Source organism: Prochlorococcus sp. MIT 1323 (genome assembly GCF_047304905.1).
Taxonomy (GTDB): Bacteria; Cyanobacteriota; Cyanobacteriia; order PCC-6307; family Cyanobiaceae; genus Prochlorococcus; species Prochlorococcus marinus_D.
Genome location: NZ_CP138973.1, coordinates 1,426,771 through 1,442,421 on the forward strand (window position 1 = coordinate 1,426,771; position 15,651 = coordinate 1,442,421).

A 15,651-nucleotide genomic window follows, 5' to 3' on the forward strand; every position below is an offset into this window, starting at 1 on the left:
TGCACCATAAATCAAAGCAGATCATCAAAGGTCCCGATGAAGAATCAACAGACCTTCCAAAAGATCATTGCTGATCAAAGAAAGGAAATTAAATTAAAGCCAGGTTTCTAAACTGATTATCAGAGCTATTCAGCCTAGCTCTCGAGCAAAACTTTGCTGACATGATCCTGTCTCAAAACCATTAAAGCAGTTCCAGTTTGTGTAATCACTGAATCCAACAAGATCGCTGTTGAAGCACCAATGATTGTCGCTACAAAAATGGCAATCATTCCTTTGCCAAGCTCAGTAGATTGCTTCATCTTTTGCATGGTGTGACTCTAATCGCTGCAAACAATCTCTTCCATATCTGCCGTCTAAGCATTGTTCTGAGTCAAACCCGATTGTGAGATTGATCACATATCAGGAGATCAGCCCTGCCGGCGAAAGCAGGCATTGGCCTCACAGTCCTCTGGAAATCAATTGGTTTTGCTGCCCATTAAGCAGACCTGTCCTCCAGTAGTGGCCTTTGCATGCCTAACCAAGCCCAGCGAGAAACAGCAAAGAGAGTTCAACTGCCCCAATAGCAATCTCTTGAATTAAGGCATAAATCTTTCGAAATTAGCCTAACAAGACTAATCGCCTGTACTCATCTTTAATACTATTCAAAAGCAGCCATTTAAATCATCGCATTCTCGCATACCTAGGCTTGCCATAGGCACAAGAAATTTCCAAGGATCACTAAAAAATGCACCATTCTTTATTGAACATCATACTACTCAATAATTTCGACAGGGTGAACATCCTCAAAGACGAGTGCTGAGCAAATTTTGTAATCTTGATTTGCTATAGCTGTCAATTCAAAGGCAATCATTAATCCTTGCCATAGAAGTTAATACAATTCAGCATTCTGCATAAATGTTAGAAGATCTCCTCCAATTACAGCTATCAACATCTGGGACAATAGTCCAACAAACTAGAAGTTCACCTAGGCGAGGTCATTAGAGGCATGGAATCCACTCGCTTGAAGCGAATGCACGACAGTTACAAAAAGGACGCCCAGATCGATGAAGTGTTTGTCGTCCTGACGATCGGCGCCAGCATGATTGCCACCTTGGGCCTACAGGCCAACAGTGCTGCTGTGGTGATTGGAGCGATGGTTGTCGCCCCATGGATCGAGCCCCTACGAGCAAGTGCCTTCGCCGTGTTAATTGGCGACATAAGACTGTTGATGGATGCCCTCCTAAGCCTCTTCGTAGGAGTGTTCATTACCATCTTGCTCTCCGCCTTGCTGGGAGAAGTCGCGAACCTCCCCAAATTGGGTTCGGAAGTCTGGGACCGCACGAGTCCAAACCTGCTCGATCTAGGCATCGCCTTAGTCGCAGGTGCAATGGCCATATACGCAAAGTTGCGCAGAGACGCCGTGAGTTCCCTCGCAGGCACAGCCATTGCCGTGGCTCTCGTTCCACCGGTCTGTGTGATGGGTCTATTAATTTCTTATCAAAAGTGGGCCGATGCCTTTGGGGCAGGATTGCTATTCGCTACCAACCTGCTCGGCATTCTTAGCGGTGGGCTTGTGATGATGGCCTGGAAAGAGCCCTCCTTTCTTCAGCGACTACGAGAAAGCAACCTCAGCGCCGCCAAATTTTTAGTGACGTTTGGCTTAACAGCACTACTGCTGATCCCCCTAACCAAACAGTTTGTGAGCCTTGTTGGCGAAAAGGATAGGGAGCAGACGCGCGACCAAATTCAACGCACGATTGAGACCTTTCTGAAGCGAGAGACCCTGACCTTCGGTGGCAAGGAGGCGAAGGCAAAAGTGGCAAGCCTTGAGATCACCTGGGAAAAGAACCCACCAGAGATTCTTCTTGTGGTATTAGTCACCAACCCTGCACAGCCCAGCCTCAAGCAGGTTTCAGCTGTACAGAAAGAAATCAACAAACGCCAAGAGTTGGATTACCAACTCATTGTTCAACGCGTTGTTGTTGTAGAAGGTCCTCCAGAGGAACCCAATCTGATCACAGGGAAAGAAGGGAAACTGATCAAAGATCCCTCTCCAGAACTCACCACAAATACCATTAAAGACACAGAAGAACAATTTCCAACACAAGAACTAGGACTAGATCAGGAGCAAAAAAATATGCAACAAAGAACTCATGAAGCGACAACTCAACCAGCTGAGGCCAAGACTCCCTGAAGACCTAAGACTTTGACTTTGACTTTGACTTTGAACCTGATTGGAACATTGTTGTTTTGATTCGTCCAGCAGCTCCCTGAGTTCAATGATCTGAGCTAATACACCAGAACAATCATAAAAAAACCCCCTCTTGAGAGGGGGTTGTGAGGTTCAGCTGCTGCCAAACCTTGTATTGGGGATGATCAGATCAGCCAATCGCAGGAGCAATCAGAGCCACAGGTGTGGACTCAGCAGCTGCCAGGTCGAGAGGGAAGTTATGAGCATTACGCTCGTGCATCACTTCCATACCGAGGTTGCTGCGGTTGAGCACATCAGCCCAGGTTGGTACAACTCTGCCTTGGGCATCGAGAACCGACTGGTTGAAGTTAAAGCCGTTCAAGTTGAAGGCCATGGTGCTAATACCCAGTGAGGTGATCCAGATGCAGATCACCGGCCAGGCGGCCAGGAAGAAGTGCAGACTGCGGCTGTTATTGAAGCTGGCGTACTGGAAGATCAGACGACCGAAATAACCGTGGGCAGCCACGATGTTGTAGGTCTCTTCCTCTTGGCCGAACTTATAGCCGTAGTTCTGAGACTCGGTTTCGGTGGTTTCACGAATCAACGATGAGGTCACCAGTGAACCGTGCATGGCGGAGAACAAACTGCCGCCAAACATGCCCGCCACACCAATCATGTGGAAGGGATGCATGAGGATGTTGTGCTCTGCCTGGAACACCAACATGAAGTTGAAGGTTCCAGAGATGCCTAAAGGCATGCCATCCGAGAAGGAACCCTGACCAACGGGATAGATCAGGAAAACAGCAAAGGCTGCCGACAGCGGTGCGCTGTAGGCCACACAGATCCAAGGGCGCATGCCCAAGCGGTAGGAGAGTTCCCATTGGCGACCCAACCAGCAACAAATGCCGATCAGGAAGTGGAACACAACAAGCTGGTAAGGACCGCCGTTGTAAAGCCACTCATCAACAGAAGCAGCTTCCCAAATGGGATAAAAGTGCAGGCCGATGGCGTTGCTGGAAGGAACAACAGCACCAGAAATGATGTTATTGCCGTAGAGGAAAGAGCCAGCAACAGGTTCACGGATACCGTCGATATCAACCGGCGGTGCCGCAATAAAGGCAATGGTGAAGCAGATGGCAGCTGCCAACAGCGTGGGAACCATCAGGACACCGAACCAACCCACATAAATGCGGTTATTGGTGGAGGTGACCCAATTGCAGAAGGATTCCCAGCCACTGAGGCGACCACTGCGAATGGTGGTGGTCATTGAGTTAAGTAAGAAAAAGAGCCCCCGAAGGGACAGCTAAAAACGCAGGCAAAACCTGCCAAAGCTAATTGTAAAGGAACATTGCGCAATCTGTAAATGAATTGCGCTGGAAAAGATGTAGTCCTTGGCATCCACAAGAAAACCCCAGGAAAACTTAAGCTTTTTGGCCATGGATCCCTGCAGCAGCTCTTGACTCTGATCCGCTGGCAAACATGCAAGGCTTCGCCTTAAAGGGATTGCACCAACTCTCCATCGTGCATCCTCGACGCAACAGGCTTGAGGCTCAAGCTGAGCTCAACAACTGGAGCCAAAGCCTGGCACAGGCAAACTGAACCCACTTGTAGTAGTTCACCACTCCTAATTGCATGCCGAGAATTGCGCCTGCTCTTTTTTCGACCCTCATGATGGTGGCTGGACTAATGGCCATCACAGGATGTCGAAAAAATCAGCCCTCATGGACGACAAGCCAAGCTGAAGCGATCAATCGTCTTGAACTCAGGCTCGATCAGCTCGAGCATCGACTAGGGCAAACGACCCCCTCCGCTACCGACACCAACAGCAAGACCCCCGCCGGGCCGGTCAAGTCACTCACTTTTCGCATGGAATCAATGGAATCAACTGATGGCCGTCTAAGGGTTTACTGGGCCGACGGCAGTGACAGCGACCTCCTTTGCACGAAAGAACAATCGACGCGGATTCAATGGGCATGTGGCTGATTTCAGGCACAACCGATCACACCTCTAAACCAACACTGATAAACCTTTGATGGGTTTAGGAAACAACATGCAGATGATGAGATGTTTTCCTCCCGCTTAAGGGCTGCTGCCCCTCTTGCAGCTGCCGTGATAGTCATCGGGTCATCTGGCCTATCCCATGCACAGAACAGCCTGCCGCTAGCCCAACCAAGAGCAGCAAACCTGGCGCGAATGCGCGCCGAATTGCTCAATGGCGGCCTGGGTGCCTATCGAGCCGATCAGTGCATGTATGTCACCGGAGCCGAAGAATGTCTTGTCTCAACAACCAATGAAGGGTTCCGATTTCAATTCCGAGGGGGGGCTCCAGGCTGGCAACAGCTCAGCCCAGCAGAGCCAACCCTTGAAACCGAGGTGATCATCTCTCGTGATGGTGATCGCATCCTCTCCGTGCCCTACAACGGCCCATTGCGTCACCCTCGCCAACCATAGAAACCTTCGGTTTTTGAGCAGACCAAGCGACGCGTTCTTGCTATTAGATGGGTTGAGCCTTCGAGCAAAGCGATGTCTCTTCGCACAATCTCACTCCTCATAGCCCTTAGTGGAACTGCCTGCTTGGCCGATCTAGCGACACCGACCCACGCCCAAGACCAGCTTCCTTCCTCCAAGATCCGCGCCCTAAACCTGGCCCGTGGCACCGCGGTCAAAGAAAACGGCGGTCTTTCGGTTTACCAACCGGCGCCTTGCATGTTTGACACCAGCAATGGTGGTAACGATTGCCTGATCAGAAACACCATCAATGGCTACACCTATAGCTTCTTAGGTGGGGCCCCAGGCTGGTCGGAATATGGCAATGAACCGACCAAAGAAACCGTCATTCAAATTGCCCCCGACGGAAGGTCTGTCAATCAGATCATCTACAACGGTCCCCCTCGTTAACAGTCCACTAACTGCTGCAGGGCCCCTTGCCATTGCTCAGGCAGGGGACAGACCTCTCGACAGGTCAGGCTCATGGCGATGTGCTTTTCAACGTAGGCCGCCTCGTTGATAAAAACGGGGATAGGAGAATCTCGACCTTCAAATCTGAACACCTCTCCATCTGGCCAAAGAAACAATGGGGTGCCCATCTGCAGAGGCTGCCAATCACGGCCCTGAAGATATGGATGCACACATGCAGCAGGCTGGCCCAAGGCATCACGGGGCAGGTCCAGACTCCCCAGATGAGAGTGCACCACAAACTGATCTGGGTAGGTCGGCGATCCAGAGGCAACGGTGCTCAGAGCCTCGAGACAGGCCTGAACAGCAAGTCGTGTCTGTTCAATAATGCGGGCCTTTAACAGGCCCTGGGGAACAGGACCGATTTCAATCACTAAGCCACAGGGCCAGCGCTCCACCAAAAACCCCTGCTGGTCATCATCCCCATCATGCAGATAGATAGGCAAACCCAAGCGAGCCTGAATCAATGCTGCTAAAGCCAGGTCAACCGGCCGTCGGCCATAAACCACAAGAGTGCTTCCCATTGCTGAAGTGGTGCTGTGCAAATCAATAACGATCTGGCAAGGGGTTGATCCCTCTGGACCAAAAAAACTAAGCAGCTGCTTGGCACGAACAACCTCTCGATCCAAGATGCTGGGAGATCTGAGCAAGTCGAGCCGAAAGCTGCGGTTGAGATCGCAATCCAAATAACGCCGGCCCAACGCAAGAGCCTCTGGATTACCGATCACCGGAACCACACCAACACCATGGGTGTTGATCAGCTCAGAGGTCTGTGACCATTGATCAAGAAGCCAGGGACCGTTGATTTCATTGCCATGAGTACCCGCCACCAGAAGCACCTGAAGGCCAGACATCAAGATTCGATCGCAATCCTCAGCCTGACCGAAAATGGCTGCAAAGGGAACAACCATGTCGATCCCCCCCGCAATCGTTGCCGGAGCCCGCATCGGCTGGCACTGGCAATGGATTCAATTAATGAACGGTCTTGCTCCAGCAGATGCCAAGGGGAACTATCGGCGCCCCCCCAGCCAGCATCAGAAAGCAAGATTGCCCGCAGAGCAAGAGCTGAGCAACAGATCAGCAGACCAATACCCACGCCTGATCATTGGGCGCAGCTGTCCTTGGGCACATCGCACCTGGCTGGTGCTTCAACTGCGCAACCTTCAGAGCAGCCTCACCCTGCACCTGGCACGCGCCGACCACAAGGCCGGCCGTTGGCAATTAGATCCAGCCTGGTTGGGCTGCAATTCTCTACTTGCCCTTTACCAACGCTGTGGCTCCCCACCCAGCCATCGCGCCACTGTTCCGGCCCTGGTCGATCCAGGCACCATGACATCCCAATCACCGCAGCTACTCGGTAACGAAAGTGCCCAACTCGTGGAAGTTTTGAACCTTTGGCCGGCGGCTAAAGATGCTCCCGACCTAGCCCCCTCCCATCTTCAAGGTGAGATCAATGGCTGGCACAAGCTTCTTCAGCCCGCTGTCAACGATGGTGTCTATCGATGTGGTTTTGCACGCAACCAAGCGGCTTACGACAAGGCCTGTAACGAGCTATTCGACACCCTTGCGCAAGTGGACCGCAGCCTCTCCAATAAGGGTCCATGGCTTTGTGGAGACCAACTCACCCTGGCTGACGTGAGGCTGTTCCCGACCTTGATCCGCTGGGAGATGGTCTATGCACCACTGTTTGGCTGCAGTCAACAGCCCCTTTGGGCCTTCCCTCATCTCTGGCATTGGCGCCAAAGGCTTCTGGCCCTCCCAGGTGTAGCCAAAACCTGTGATTCGCAGGCCTGGCGTCAGGACTATTTCGGCGCACTCTTTCCCCTACATCCGAGCAATATTGTTCCGGCCGGTCCTGATCTGGCCAAACTGGTAAATGCATCAGCCCCTGATCAGCGATGACCAACAACACACAATCCTTGAATTCAGGCATCGCCGCTATGGCAGAGAAGGAGTTTGAGGGTGTTTATGGCCGCTACAGGATCACCAGCACTGACGAATTGGAAGTGCAACGCTACCGCCTTGCTTTACTGCTCTGCGGTGTGGCCTTCACAGCAGGACTGGGACAGTGGCTGATGATTGGGCCAACATGGGCATGGCTATGGCTACTACCGATGTCAATCGGTCTGGGCTTAGCTCTTAATTGGATTCACATCTACCTCCGCCCACTACACCAGGCACTGAAGTTGTTATGGGCTTTGGGCTGCCTAGGTGCCGTCGTGATGGCATGGAGTGTCGGTACTGACACGATGCTCTCAACGGTGACCGCAGAGCCTGCTTGGACCTGGGCGATCGGCCCTTTGTTTGCAGCACTCACTGGGGTTGGATTCAAAGAATTCTTCTGCTTCGGCCGACCAGAGGCAATTGGTCTCACCCTGCTCATCCCAATAGCCCTATTGGGTCATCTCAGCGGGTTAATCAGTGGCTCAATCGTGATGGGCTTACTGGGCTCTGCCGCTCTACTGCTGCTGGTGTTAGCCCTGCGAAAGTTCGGCATGGACGCCGCTGCTGACGTCGGTGACAAGAGTGTGTTTGCTTACCTGAGCAATCCGCAAGCTAACGAAGCTCTGTGAGCCTGATCAGCCTGATAGAGGCCTCAAAAGACTTCGGCATCAACACCTTGTTTGCCGACCTCACCCTGCACATCAACGAAAGAGAACGTCTAGGGCTGATCGGACCGAATGGAGCCGGGAAATCGACCCTGCTGAAGGTGCTCGCCGGAGAGGAACCCCTAGGGGAGGGTGAAAGGAGGTGCTCAGGGCGATTACGGGTAGAGCTCGTGGGACAGGAGAGCTCTGTAAACCCTGGCCATACGGTGCTGCAAGAAGTCTTGGCCGGGTGCGGTGAAAAGAGAGAGCTGCTGCTGCGTTTCAACGAGCTCAGCAATTCCATGGCCCGCAACCCCAACGATGCAACGCTTTTGGCTGAGTTAGGACAAGTCAGCCAGCGGATGGATGACGCCCAGGCCTGGAGCTTGGAACAGCAATGTCAAGAGGTCCTTCAACGGCTTGGTATCACCGATCTAGAGCGGCCGGTTGAAGAACTCTCTGGTGGGTATCGCAAGCGCGTCGGCCTTGCCTCCGCCTTGGTCGCCAGACCCGACGTTTTGCTGCTCGATGAGCCCACCAACCATCTTGATGCAGCAGCAGTGGAGTGGCTACAAAGTTGGCTCGATCGCTTCCAAGGCGCTTTGGTGCTTGTCACCCACGATCGTTACGTGCTCGATCGGGTGACACGCCGCATGGTGGAAGTAGATCGAGGCAAAGCCCATAACTATGCCGGCAACTACAGCACTTTTCTACAACAAAAGGCCGAACTTGAAGCTTCAGAAGCCTCCACTGCTGCCAAGTTCAAAGGGGTTTTAAGACGAGAACTGGCCTGGTTGCGACAGGGTCCCAAAGCACGCAGTACCAAGCAAAAGGCACGCCTGCAACGAATTGAGGAGATGCGCGCCGAACCATTGCCACAACTGCGGGGTTCCTTGAAGATGGCGAACGTCAGCAGGCGCATCGGCAAGCTAGTGATTGAGGCGGAAGCCCTGCAGGTCACGGCCAATGGCAAGCCCGACAGTCCTCTGCTTCTAGACAACTTCACCTACAGCTTTAGTCCAGAAGACCGCGTTGGCATCATCGGCCCCAATGGCAGTGGCAAATCCACATTGCTTGATTTAATCGCCGGCAGACGCCAACCCAACGGTGGAACACTGCGATTAGGTGAAACAGTGCACCTGGGATATCTCGACCAACACACCGAGGACATCACCAAAGGCAAGGGCCTAGATCGCAAAGTGATCAATTTTGTCGAAGAAGCTGCCTCTCAAATCATTCTGGGAGAAGAACAAGTTACTGCCTCTCAACTACTGGAACGCTTCCTGTTTCCACCGGCTCAGCAGCACAGCCCACTGGGGAAGCTCTCTGGGGGAGAACGACGCCGACTCACACTCTGCCGGATGCTGATCCAAGCACCGAATGTGCTGCTGCTTGATGAACCCACCAACGACCTAGATGTCCAGACACTAAGCGTGCTGGAAGATTTCCTTGAGGATTTCCGCGGCTGCGTTGTCGTGGTCTCTCATGACCGCTATTTCCTCGATCGCACAGTTGATCGTCTTTTTAACTTTGAGAACGGACAATTGAAACGTTTTGAAGGTAATTACAGCGCCTTCCTTGAACAACAACGACGACAAGAGCGAGAGCTAAACGAAGCAAATGAGCCCAATTCTAGCCGACTTTTACAGGATTCAGGCCCATCTAGGATATCCACAAGATCGTCTCAAGAGACAGAAAACTCTTCATCCCGAGTCACAGAAACCAGCAAGCCAAGGCGTCGAAGCTTCAAGGAATCACGTGAACTAGAAGCTCTAAACATTGATATCCCACTGCTTGAAGCCAAGCGTTCTAACCTTGAAGCGGCTTTGTCCGGTGGCGACGAAGACTTAACTCTGCTTAGTCAACAATTGGCCGAGCTGGTCGAAACATTGCACAGAGCAGAGGAGCGCTGGCTCGAACTCAGCGAACTAGCCATATAAGACTGCACCGACGTCGATATTTACAGAGCAATTCTTCATCATCTAATATTTGTGCGAACAAGACTGAGTTAGTCGGAATATCACAATACTGACAACTTGTTGCCCTCTATTGATCAGAGGGAGACATCTCTAAGGCACTGATCCAGGAAACAAGTTTTACCCTTAATCCCTCAACCTCAGCCAAATTCATGGCAGTTGGGCGGAAATCATCTACAGAACGATGCTGGACCATCTGCTCCCCTTCAGCCTCAGATCTAGATCTTGAAAGCAAACCACATGGGTTGTACTCGAAAAATATCGCAAGCTTCAACGATGGACCTAAAGCGTTGACTGACCAAGCCAGAAAGAGCGCATGACTTCCACTCCAAGACATCCGCAAAGCTGAGGCCACTGCGCCATTTCCTCTTTGCAGAGAGATAACAAAGCCTGTTCTGGCCCGTTCATCCAGAACATCCTTTCCTACTGATCGATGGAATGACGATCCTGCCGATCTGTGATCCGCACCATGCAATCAGCCTCAATCTGGCTAATCAACTGGGAGCTAATGCTGAAAAGCCTTGGCAATGGTGTTGTAACGGAAACCAATTCAAGCCTCCCCCCATGGCGCAACCGACCAAAGTGCTTATGTTGTGGCAGTGGATAGAGGCCGGCGCAGGCCAAGACCCTATGAAAACCATCGACGAGCACATTCAGAAGGATCAATCAGAGATCCAAGACGCCAAAGCCCAAGGCAACGACGCCAAGGTGCGCCATCTCACCGACGAAATCCATTCCCTTGAGGAATACAAGGATCACCACCCAGAAGATAAACACGACCCCAATGCCCTGGAATTGTTCTGCGATGCCAATCCAGATGAGCCCGAGTGTCGCGTCTACGACGACTAAGTTGATCAGCGAAGAAAACTTGACTCAGAATGATCTCAAGCGGGCGCAAGCCCGCTTTTTTTGCTACTGAGCTGAGCGAAGGTCAACTATTGATATTGATCCAGTTCAAACATCCTCATTAAAATCAGACGGACTACTGGTGAGAGAGCAAACAACCGCTTCCTCATTCCTCATTTCTCGAACTTCAGTAATGGGACGTCCCATCCGCCGCAGAGCCTCAATCTCCTGCTGGGTCTGGCAGCGGGCAATCTCCTTGCCTTGCTTGTCAAAGCAGCTGTAAAAAGTCATGTCATCAATGGTTTCACTCCAGTTATGGCCAATGACACGCGAACAGACAAGTCTGGATGTGGTCTGGCAGACCTGAACACCTCAGACGCCAAGTTCCTTCCATACCTGCGCCAACAGCCCCTCAAGGCCTAGACCCATGGCCGCAGAAATCAAAATCAAGCGTCGACCACTCGCTGCCTGCAGGGCATCAACCAGCTGATCTTGATGCTGTTCAGCCAATAACTCCTGTTTATTGAGCACCAACAGCCGTGGCCTTTCAACCAAGTCATGGCCATAAGCAACCAGCTCCTTTTCAACCACCAGCAAGTCTTCAACTGGATCTTCTGCTCCACCATCCAACACATGAATCAACAGCCTGGTGCGTTCGATGTGGCGCAGGAAATCATGCCCTAGGCCTGCTCCTTGTGCTGCACCGGCAATCAGACCAGGGATATCAGCGAAAACTGTGCCATCTCCGCTGGGTCGACGCACCACACCGAGATTGGGCACCAATGTAGTGAAGGGATACTCAGCAATCTTGGGGCGGGCTGCCGAAAGCACAGAAATCAAAGTGCTCTTGCCTGCATTCGGCAAACCAATGATCCCCACCTCTGCTAATAGCTTGAGTTCCAATTGCAGGAACCATTCCTCCCCATCACGCCCTTCCGTGAATTTTTCAGGAGCACGGTTGCGATTACTCAGGTAATGAGCATTACCCAGCCCTCCACGCCCTCCAAAAGCCACCACAAGTAGATCTTCAGATCGAGTGAGGTCACCAAGAAGGATGCCCGTGGAGAGATGACGCACTTCAGTGCCACATGGCACCTTGATGATCAAGTCTTTACCTGAGGCACCGGTACAGCGATTCGGACCACCCCGCCGACCATCAGGCGCTGGGAAAAGTCTCTTGTACTTAAAATCAAGGAGGGTCTGAAGGTTGGAATCCGCCTCCAGAACAACGTTGCCGCCATCACCTCCATCACCGCCAGAGGGACCGCCAGCAGGCACGTACTTCTCTCGCCTAAACGCCATGATCCCATCGCCACCACGGCCTGCTCTAACGGTGATACGTGCCTGATCTATGAACTGCACTGCAGGCGCCCAGCTTGGCGAAGCCCCAACCCTAGGATCAGCCTGATCGGGGAACTGTGAGTGGCCGGCGTTCGCTTCAAGGCTCTCAACAAGAGCTACCCAAGCAGGCGGAATGAACCCGCTGTTGAGGTCATTCGTCAACTCAATCTACAAATCAACGATGGTGAATTCCTTGTACTGGTGGGCCCCTCCGGCTGCGGTAAAAGCACACTTCTAAGGCTGCTCGCGGGCCTCGAAGCCCCTACAAGCGGCGAGATCTACGTAGGCAAACAACCTGTCTCGCAACTACGACCTGCCCAAAGGGACGTGGCGATGGTGTTCCAGAGCTACGCGCTTTATCCCCACTTAAGTGTGCGCGACAACCTGGCCTTCGGCCTACGGCGCAGCCAGCAGCGATCTCTAGGCCAACTCCTGCAAGACCAACTCCATTGCACTACCCGCAACTTTCCTCCACTTCTGCAGGTTTCATCTATACGAGAGCAGCGAATCGAGAGCCGCACAAAGGAAGTTGCTGAAGCCCTGCAACTTCAACCACTGCTCAATCGCCAACCCAAAGAGCTCTCTGGCGGTCAAAAACAACGGGTTGCGCTTGGCCGGGCAATGGCGAGAAAGCCGGCCGTATTCCTGATGGACGAACCACTTAGCAACTTGGACGCAAAACTGCGAAATAGCACGCGCACTCAGATCGTTGACCTCCAGCATCAACTTGGCACCACCACCATCTACGTCACCCACGACCAAGTCGAGGCGATGACGATGGGGCATCGGATTGCGGTACTGAATCAAGGACAGCTACAGCAATTGGGCACGCCAATGGAGCTCTATCAATGGCCCTCAAACCTTTTTGTTGCGCAGTTCATCGGCAGTCCGCCCATGAACGTACTGCCAGTATTTATTGGCCCAGCCAATACGCTCCTACTAGGTGATCATCGCCTAGCTGTTGAAGGACCAATGGCCGAAGCGCTGCTGCATCTGGAAGAGGGGCAACCGCTCAGCGCTGGTCTGCGACCGGAGCATTTGCGCGTAGCTCCTTCCACCAATCGCAATCTCGCGGCAATCGTGAGTCATCTGGAAGTCTTAGGAAATGAACAACTGATCACCTGCAAACTTCTTGACGGGAACCATCTCGTTCAAGTGAGGGCCTCGCCCGAGCTCTCCCTCAGCGCTGGAAGCAAGCTGCATCTAGAGCCAGACCCTCAAAGCTGGCGTCTGTTTGGTGCCGACGGGGAAGCCATCGCAATGACAGCTCAAGACAACACTGAACAAGACCCAAACGACCGCAAACTCCACTTGCCCATCCTGGGCTAATGCAGCCAAATCACACTGCAACCGGCTCCACCATCACCCTGATCAGCATCGTTTACACGTTCCACATAAGGAACGGTCTCAAGCCACTGGCGGAGCCCTCGCTTGAGTTTGCCGCTGCCGATGCCATGAATGACCCATATCGGACCAGTGCTACTGCGCAAGTGCTCCTCAACGGCAACCTCGGCTTCATGCACCCGCAGTCCGCGAACATCCACGGTGTTGCGGGTCGTGCGTACCTCCGCGCCACGGCCCAGACCTGAACGGACCTTCACCTTCACCACCAACTCTGGAGGACTTGGCTTCAGGCCATCAAGGCTTTCCACCCCTGACAGCTCCACAGTGCTGCGCATCACTCCACAACGCACTGACAGTTGTTTGCCATCTTCAGAGATAGCAATCACTTCTGCCGCCTTGCCAAGGGCCAACAACCGAATGCGCTCTCCCACCTCAGGACGCCAGCCAATGTGCTGTTTGCGTTGAGGCTGAATCCGATGGTCAGCCTGAATGCGACGCAAGCGCTGACCCGCACGTCGTGCGGACTCACCATCGGCACGTCCCTCGCGCAACCGGCGAATCAACTGACGGACTTCCTTCTGCCCCTCTCGAATGGAGCTCTCCAGCTTCTGGCGGCCTTGTTCCTGCAAATCTGCAGACTGCTTGCGCTGCTTCTGCCAGCGACTGAGAAGTTCCTCATGAAGTAATTCCGTACGTGCCAGCAGAGCCGCGGCATCTTCAGCAGCTGCCTGTTGAAGGCTGCGTTGCTCTTCAAGACCACGGATTACCTCATTCACCTCTCCATCACCACAAGGTCCCAGCAGCTCTTGGGCCTCAGCAATCACTGCGTCATCTAGGCCAAGCCGCATCGCGATGCTGAGGGCATTACTGCGACCAGGGATGCCCCATTGCAGTCGATAGGTGGGCAACATCGTCTCGCCATCAAAGGCCACAGAAGCGTTTTCAAAGCGAGAATCGCCATATTTGAGGGCCTTGAGTTTGCCGAAATGAGTTGTCGCAATGGTCAGGCGAGCCCGGTCGGCAAGCGTGCGCAGCAGGGCTGTGGCCAGGGCCGTCCCTTCACTCGGGTCAGTACCCGCCCCGACCTCATCAAGAAGCACCAAAGCTGGACCAGGCCCCTCGCTTAAGGCTTCAAGAATGCGGCCAATGCGCTTCACATGACCACTAAAGGTGGAGAGATTCTGTTGTATTGACTGTTCATCACCGATATCAGCAAGCACCTGAGCACACCAGGGCATTGATGGACTCCCTTTGCAAGGCAACAAGAGACCCGCCCGAGCCATCAGCAAGGCCAGGCCAACACTCTTAAGCGTGACAGTCTTTCCACCGGTGTTGGGTCCTGTAATCGCGACCACTTTCAGGGTGGAGGAGACCTCAACGCTGATCGGCACCACAGCTTCCCCATGCTCACGGCGATGCTGCCAAACAAGCAAGGGATGTCGCAGCTCCTGAAGGCTGAAAGGAGCTGCAGCCTCGGCATGCAACGTAGGGGGGACCCCACCAAGCCATTGACCATAACGGCCACGAGCCAGAGCCAAGTCGAGTTGCAGCAGAACCTCTCCCAGGCGCCCAATCGATACGCCGGACTCAGCCACCGCCGCACTCAACTCCGCCAACACAAGCTGCTGCTGCTCTCGGATAAGACCATCCAATTCAGCAAGACGATTACTCAGGGTGATCACGACCTGAGGCTCAACAAAGACTGTGCTGCCAGATGCTGAGCTGTCGTGGACCAGGCCGGGGAGTTGAGACACTGCAGCGGCCTTCACCGCTAGCACTGGCCGGCCATGGCGATCTGCGATCACAGTGTCCTGCAGCATGGCCGCATGACGCCTGATCACCTCCCCTAGGCAATCGCGACGTTCTTGACGCAAACCTTGCCACTGTCGTCGCAAGCCAGCGAGCTTGGCGCTGACGCGATCAGCCACCCGACCACCCTCTTCCAATGCAAATTTGAGTCGTCGCTCCAGCTCGGGCATCGTTGCGACATCCAGCAACAGCGCCGAGATCGTGGGACGAAGCTCTGGATCATTAATCTGGCGGCGCAAGCGACGCGCTGCTGCAAGGGTGTCGGCAACAGCCAAAAGCTCTTCGCCAGAAGCCACACCACCTTTTGAACAGCGAGCCAGGATATTGCCAAGGTCATGGACACCCTGAAAGCTGAGGCCTCCATCAATCAGACCATCCAAAGCACCGATCTCAAGAGTTTCTGCCAAGCGCAAACGGCTAGCAGACAAATCGGCAGGCAGCGACAAAGTTTGGCAATGACGCCGGCCCTGCAAGGTGCTGGCAAATCCAGCGAGGTGTTCACATAAGCGTGGCCATTCAAGCTGCTTGAGTGTGTCCTGAAAGGCAAGCGAAGCAGTCGAGACCTCAAAGCTCATGACTAAAGCGCTCATTTCAACGCTGTTGCGCCCCACTGAACTTGAAA

Annotated in this window: 14 protein-coding genes; 9 read left to right on the forward strand and 5 right to left on the reverse strand. The window is 53.4% G+C overall.

The genetic code is table 11. The annotated features are described in order from the left end of the window. Positions 1-985 precede the first annotated feature (985 nt). The gene (locus SIB68_RS07095) at positions 986-2,173 is read left to right on the forward strand and encodes a DUF389 domain-containing protein (protein ID WP_063399521.1); all 1,188 of its coding nucleotides are present in this window, start codon (positions 986-988) and stop codon (positions 2,171-2,173) included. Positions 2,174-2,360: 187 nt separating this feature from the next. Here the strand turns inward: SIB68_RS07095 and psbA are convergent, their stop codons facing one another. Then, positions 2,361-3,437, reverse strand: coding sequence for a photosystem II q(b) protein (gene psbA, locus SIB68_RS07100; RefSeq protein WP_011129798.1), 1,077 nt, complete (start codon positions 3,435-3,437; stop codon positions 2,361-2,363). Between the two features lie 365 nt (positions 3,438-3,802). On the opposite strand from psbA, the gene SIB68_RS07105 reads away from it, so the two are divergent. The 3 genes from SIB68_RS07105 (at position 3,803) to SIB68_RS07115 (ending at position 5,068) form a co-directional block, all read left to right on the forward strand. After that, on the forward strand, positions 3,803-4,153 hold the full coding sequence (locus tag SIB68_RS07105) for a hypothetical protein (protein ID WP_063399151.1): 351 nt from the start codon (positions 3,803-3,805) through the stop codon (positions 4,151-4,153). Between the two features lie 81 nt (positions 4,154-4,234). Continuing rightward, on the forward strand, positions 4,235-4,621 hold the full coding sequence (locus SIB68_RS07110) for a hypothetical protein (protein ID WP_063399152.1): 387 nt from the start codon (positions 4,235-4,237) through the stop codon (positions 4,619-4,621). A 72-nt stretch (positions 4,622-4,693) separates the two neighbouring features. Further along, complete coding sequence (locus SIB68_RS07115; RefSeq protein WP_063399153.1) at positions 4,694-5,068, forward strand: hypothetical protein; 375 nt, start codon at positions 4,694-4,696, stop codon at positions 5,066-5,068. Here the strand turns inward: SIB68_RS07115 and SIB68_RS07120 are convergent. Then, positions 5,065-5,979: an aspartoacylase gene (locus SIB68_RS07120; RefSeq protein WP_063399201.1), complete on the reverse strand. Its 915-nt coding sequence runs from the start codon at positions 5,977-5,979 to the stop codon at positions 5,065-5,067. The two genes, SIB68_RS07115 and SIB68_RS07120, sit on opposite strands and share 4 nt — an antisense overlap. A gap of 55 nt (positions 5,980-6,034) precedes the next feature. Between SIB68_RS07120 and SIB68_RS07125 the strand changes: the two genes are divergently transcribed. The 4 genes from SIB68_RS07125 to SIB68_RS07140 all read left to right on the forward strand — a co-directional run bounded on the left by SIB68_RS07125 (position 6,035) and on the right by SIB68_RS07140 (position 10,538). Next, positions 6,035-7,027, forward strand: coding sequence for a glutathione S-transferase C-terminal domain-containing protein (locus tag SIB68_RS07125; RefSeq protein WP_063399200.1), 993 nt, complete (start codon positions 6,035-6,037; stop codon positions 7,025-7,027). Continuing rightward, the gene (locus SIB68_RS07130) at positions 7,024-7,698 is read left to right on the forward strand and encodes a DUF2301 domain-containing membrane protein (RefSeq protein WP_063399154.1); all 675 of its coding nucleotides are present in this window, start codon (positions 7,024-7,026) and stop codon (positions 7,696-7,698) included. Before SIB68_RS07125 ends, SIB68_RS07130 begins: the two co-directional genes overlap by 4 nt. Beyond that, positions 7,695-9,653, forward strand: coding sequence for an ABC-F family ATP-binding cassette domain-containing protein (locus SIB68_RS07135; RefSeq protein ID WP_063399155.1), 1,959 nt, complete (start codon positions 7,695-7,697; stop codon positions 9,651-9,653). The genes SIB68_RS07130 and SIB68_RS07135 overlap by 4 nt, the downstream gene beginning before the upstream one ends. A gap of 666 nt (positions 9,654-10,319) precedes the next feature. Beyond that, positions 10,320-10,538 carry a CP12 domain-containing protein gene (locus tag SIB68_RS07140; RefSeq protein ID WP_011130909.1) on the forward strand — a complete coding sequence of 73 codons (219 nt, stop codon included), beginning with the start codon at positions 10,320-10,322 and terminating at the stop codon, positions 10,536-10,538. A 105-nt stretch (positions 10,539-10,643) separates the two neighbouring features. Here SIB68_RS07140 and SIB68_RS07145 read toward each other — a convergent pair whose 3' ends face one another. Both SIB68_RS07145 and cgtA read right to left on the reverse strand, forming a co-directional pair. After that, the gene (locus SIB68_RS07145; RefSeq protein ID WP_063399157.1) at positions 10,644-10,826 is read right to left on the reverse strand and encodes a hypothetical protein; all 183 of its coding nucleotides are present in this window, start codon (positions 10,824-10,826) and stop codon (positions 10,644-10,646) included. A gap of 81 nt (positions 10,827-10,907) precedes the next feature. Further along, positions 10,908-11,897, reverse strand: coding sequence for an Obg family GTPase CgtA (gene cgtA, locus SIB68_RS07150; protein ID WP_063399158.1), 990 nt, complete (start codon positions 11,895-11,897; stop codon positions 10,908-10,910). Between the two features lie 60 nt (positions 11,898-11,957). On the opposite strand from cgtA, the gene SIB68_RS07155 reads away from it, so the two are divergent. Beyond that, positions 11,958-13,205, forward strand: coding sequence for an ABC transporter ATP-binding protein (locus SIB68_RS07155; RefSeq protein ID WP_063399159.1), 1,248 nt, complete (start codon positions 11,958-11,960; stop codon positions 13,203-13,205). Here SIB68_RS07155 and SIB68_RS07160 read toward each other — a convergent pair. Further along, positions 13,202-15,619 (reverse strand): endonuclease MutS2, encoded by a 2,418-nt coding sequence (locus tag SIB68_RS07160; RefSeq protein WP_413682035.1) that lies wholly within the window; start codon positions 15,617-15,619, stop codon positions 13,202-13,204. The genes SIB68_RS07155 and SIB68_RS07160 overlap by 4 nt on opposite strands. Positions 15,620-15,651 lie beyond the last annotated feature (32 nt).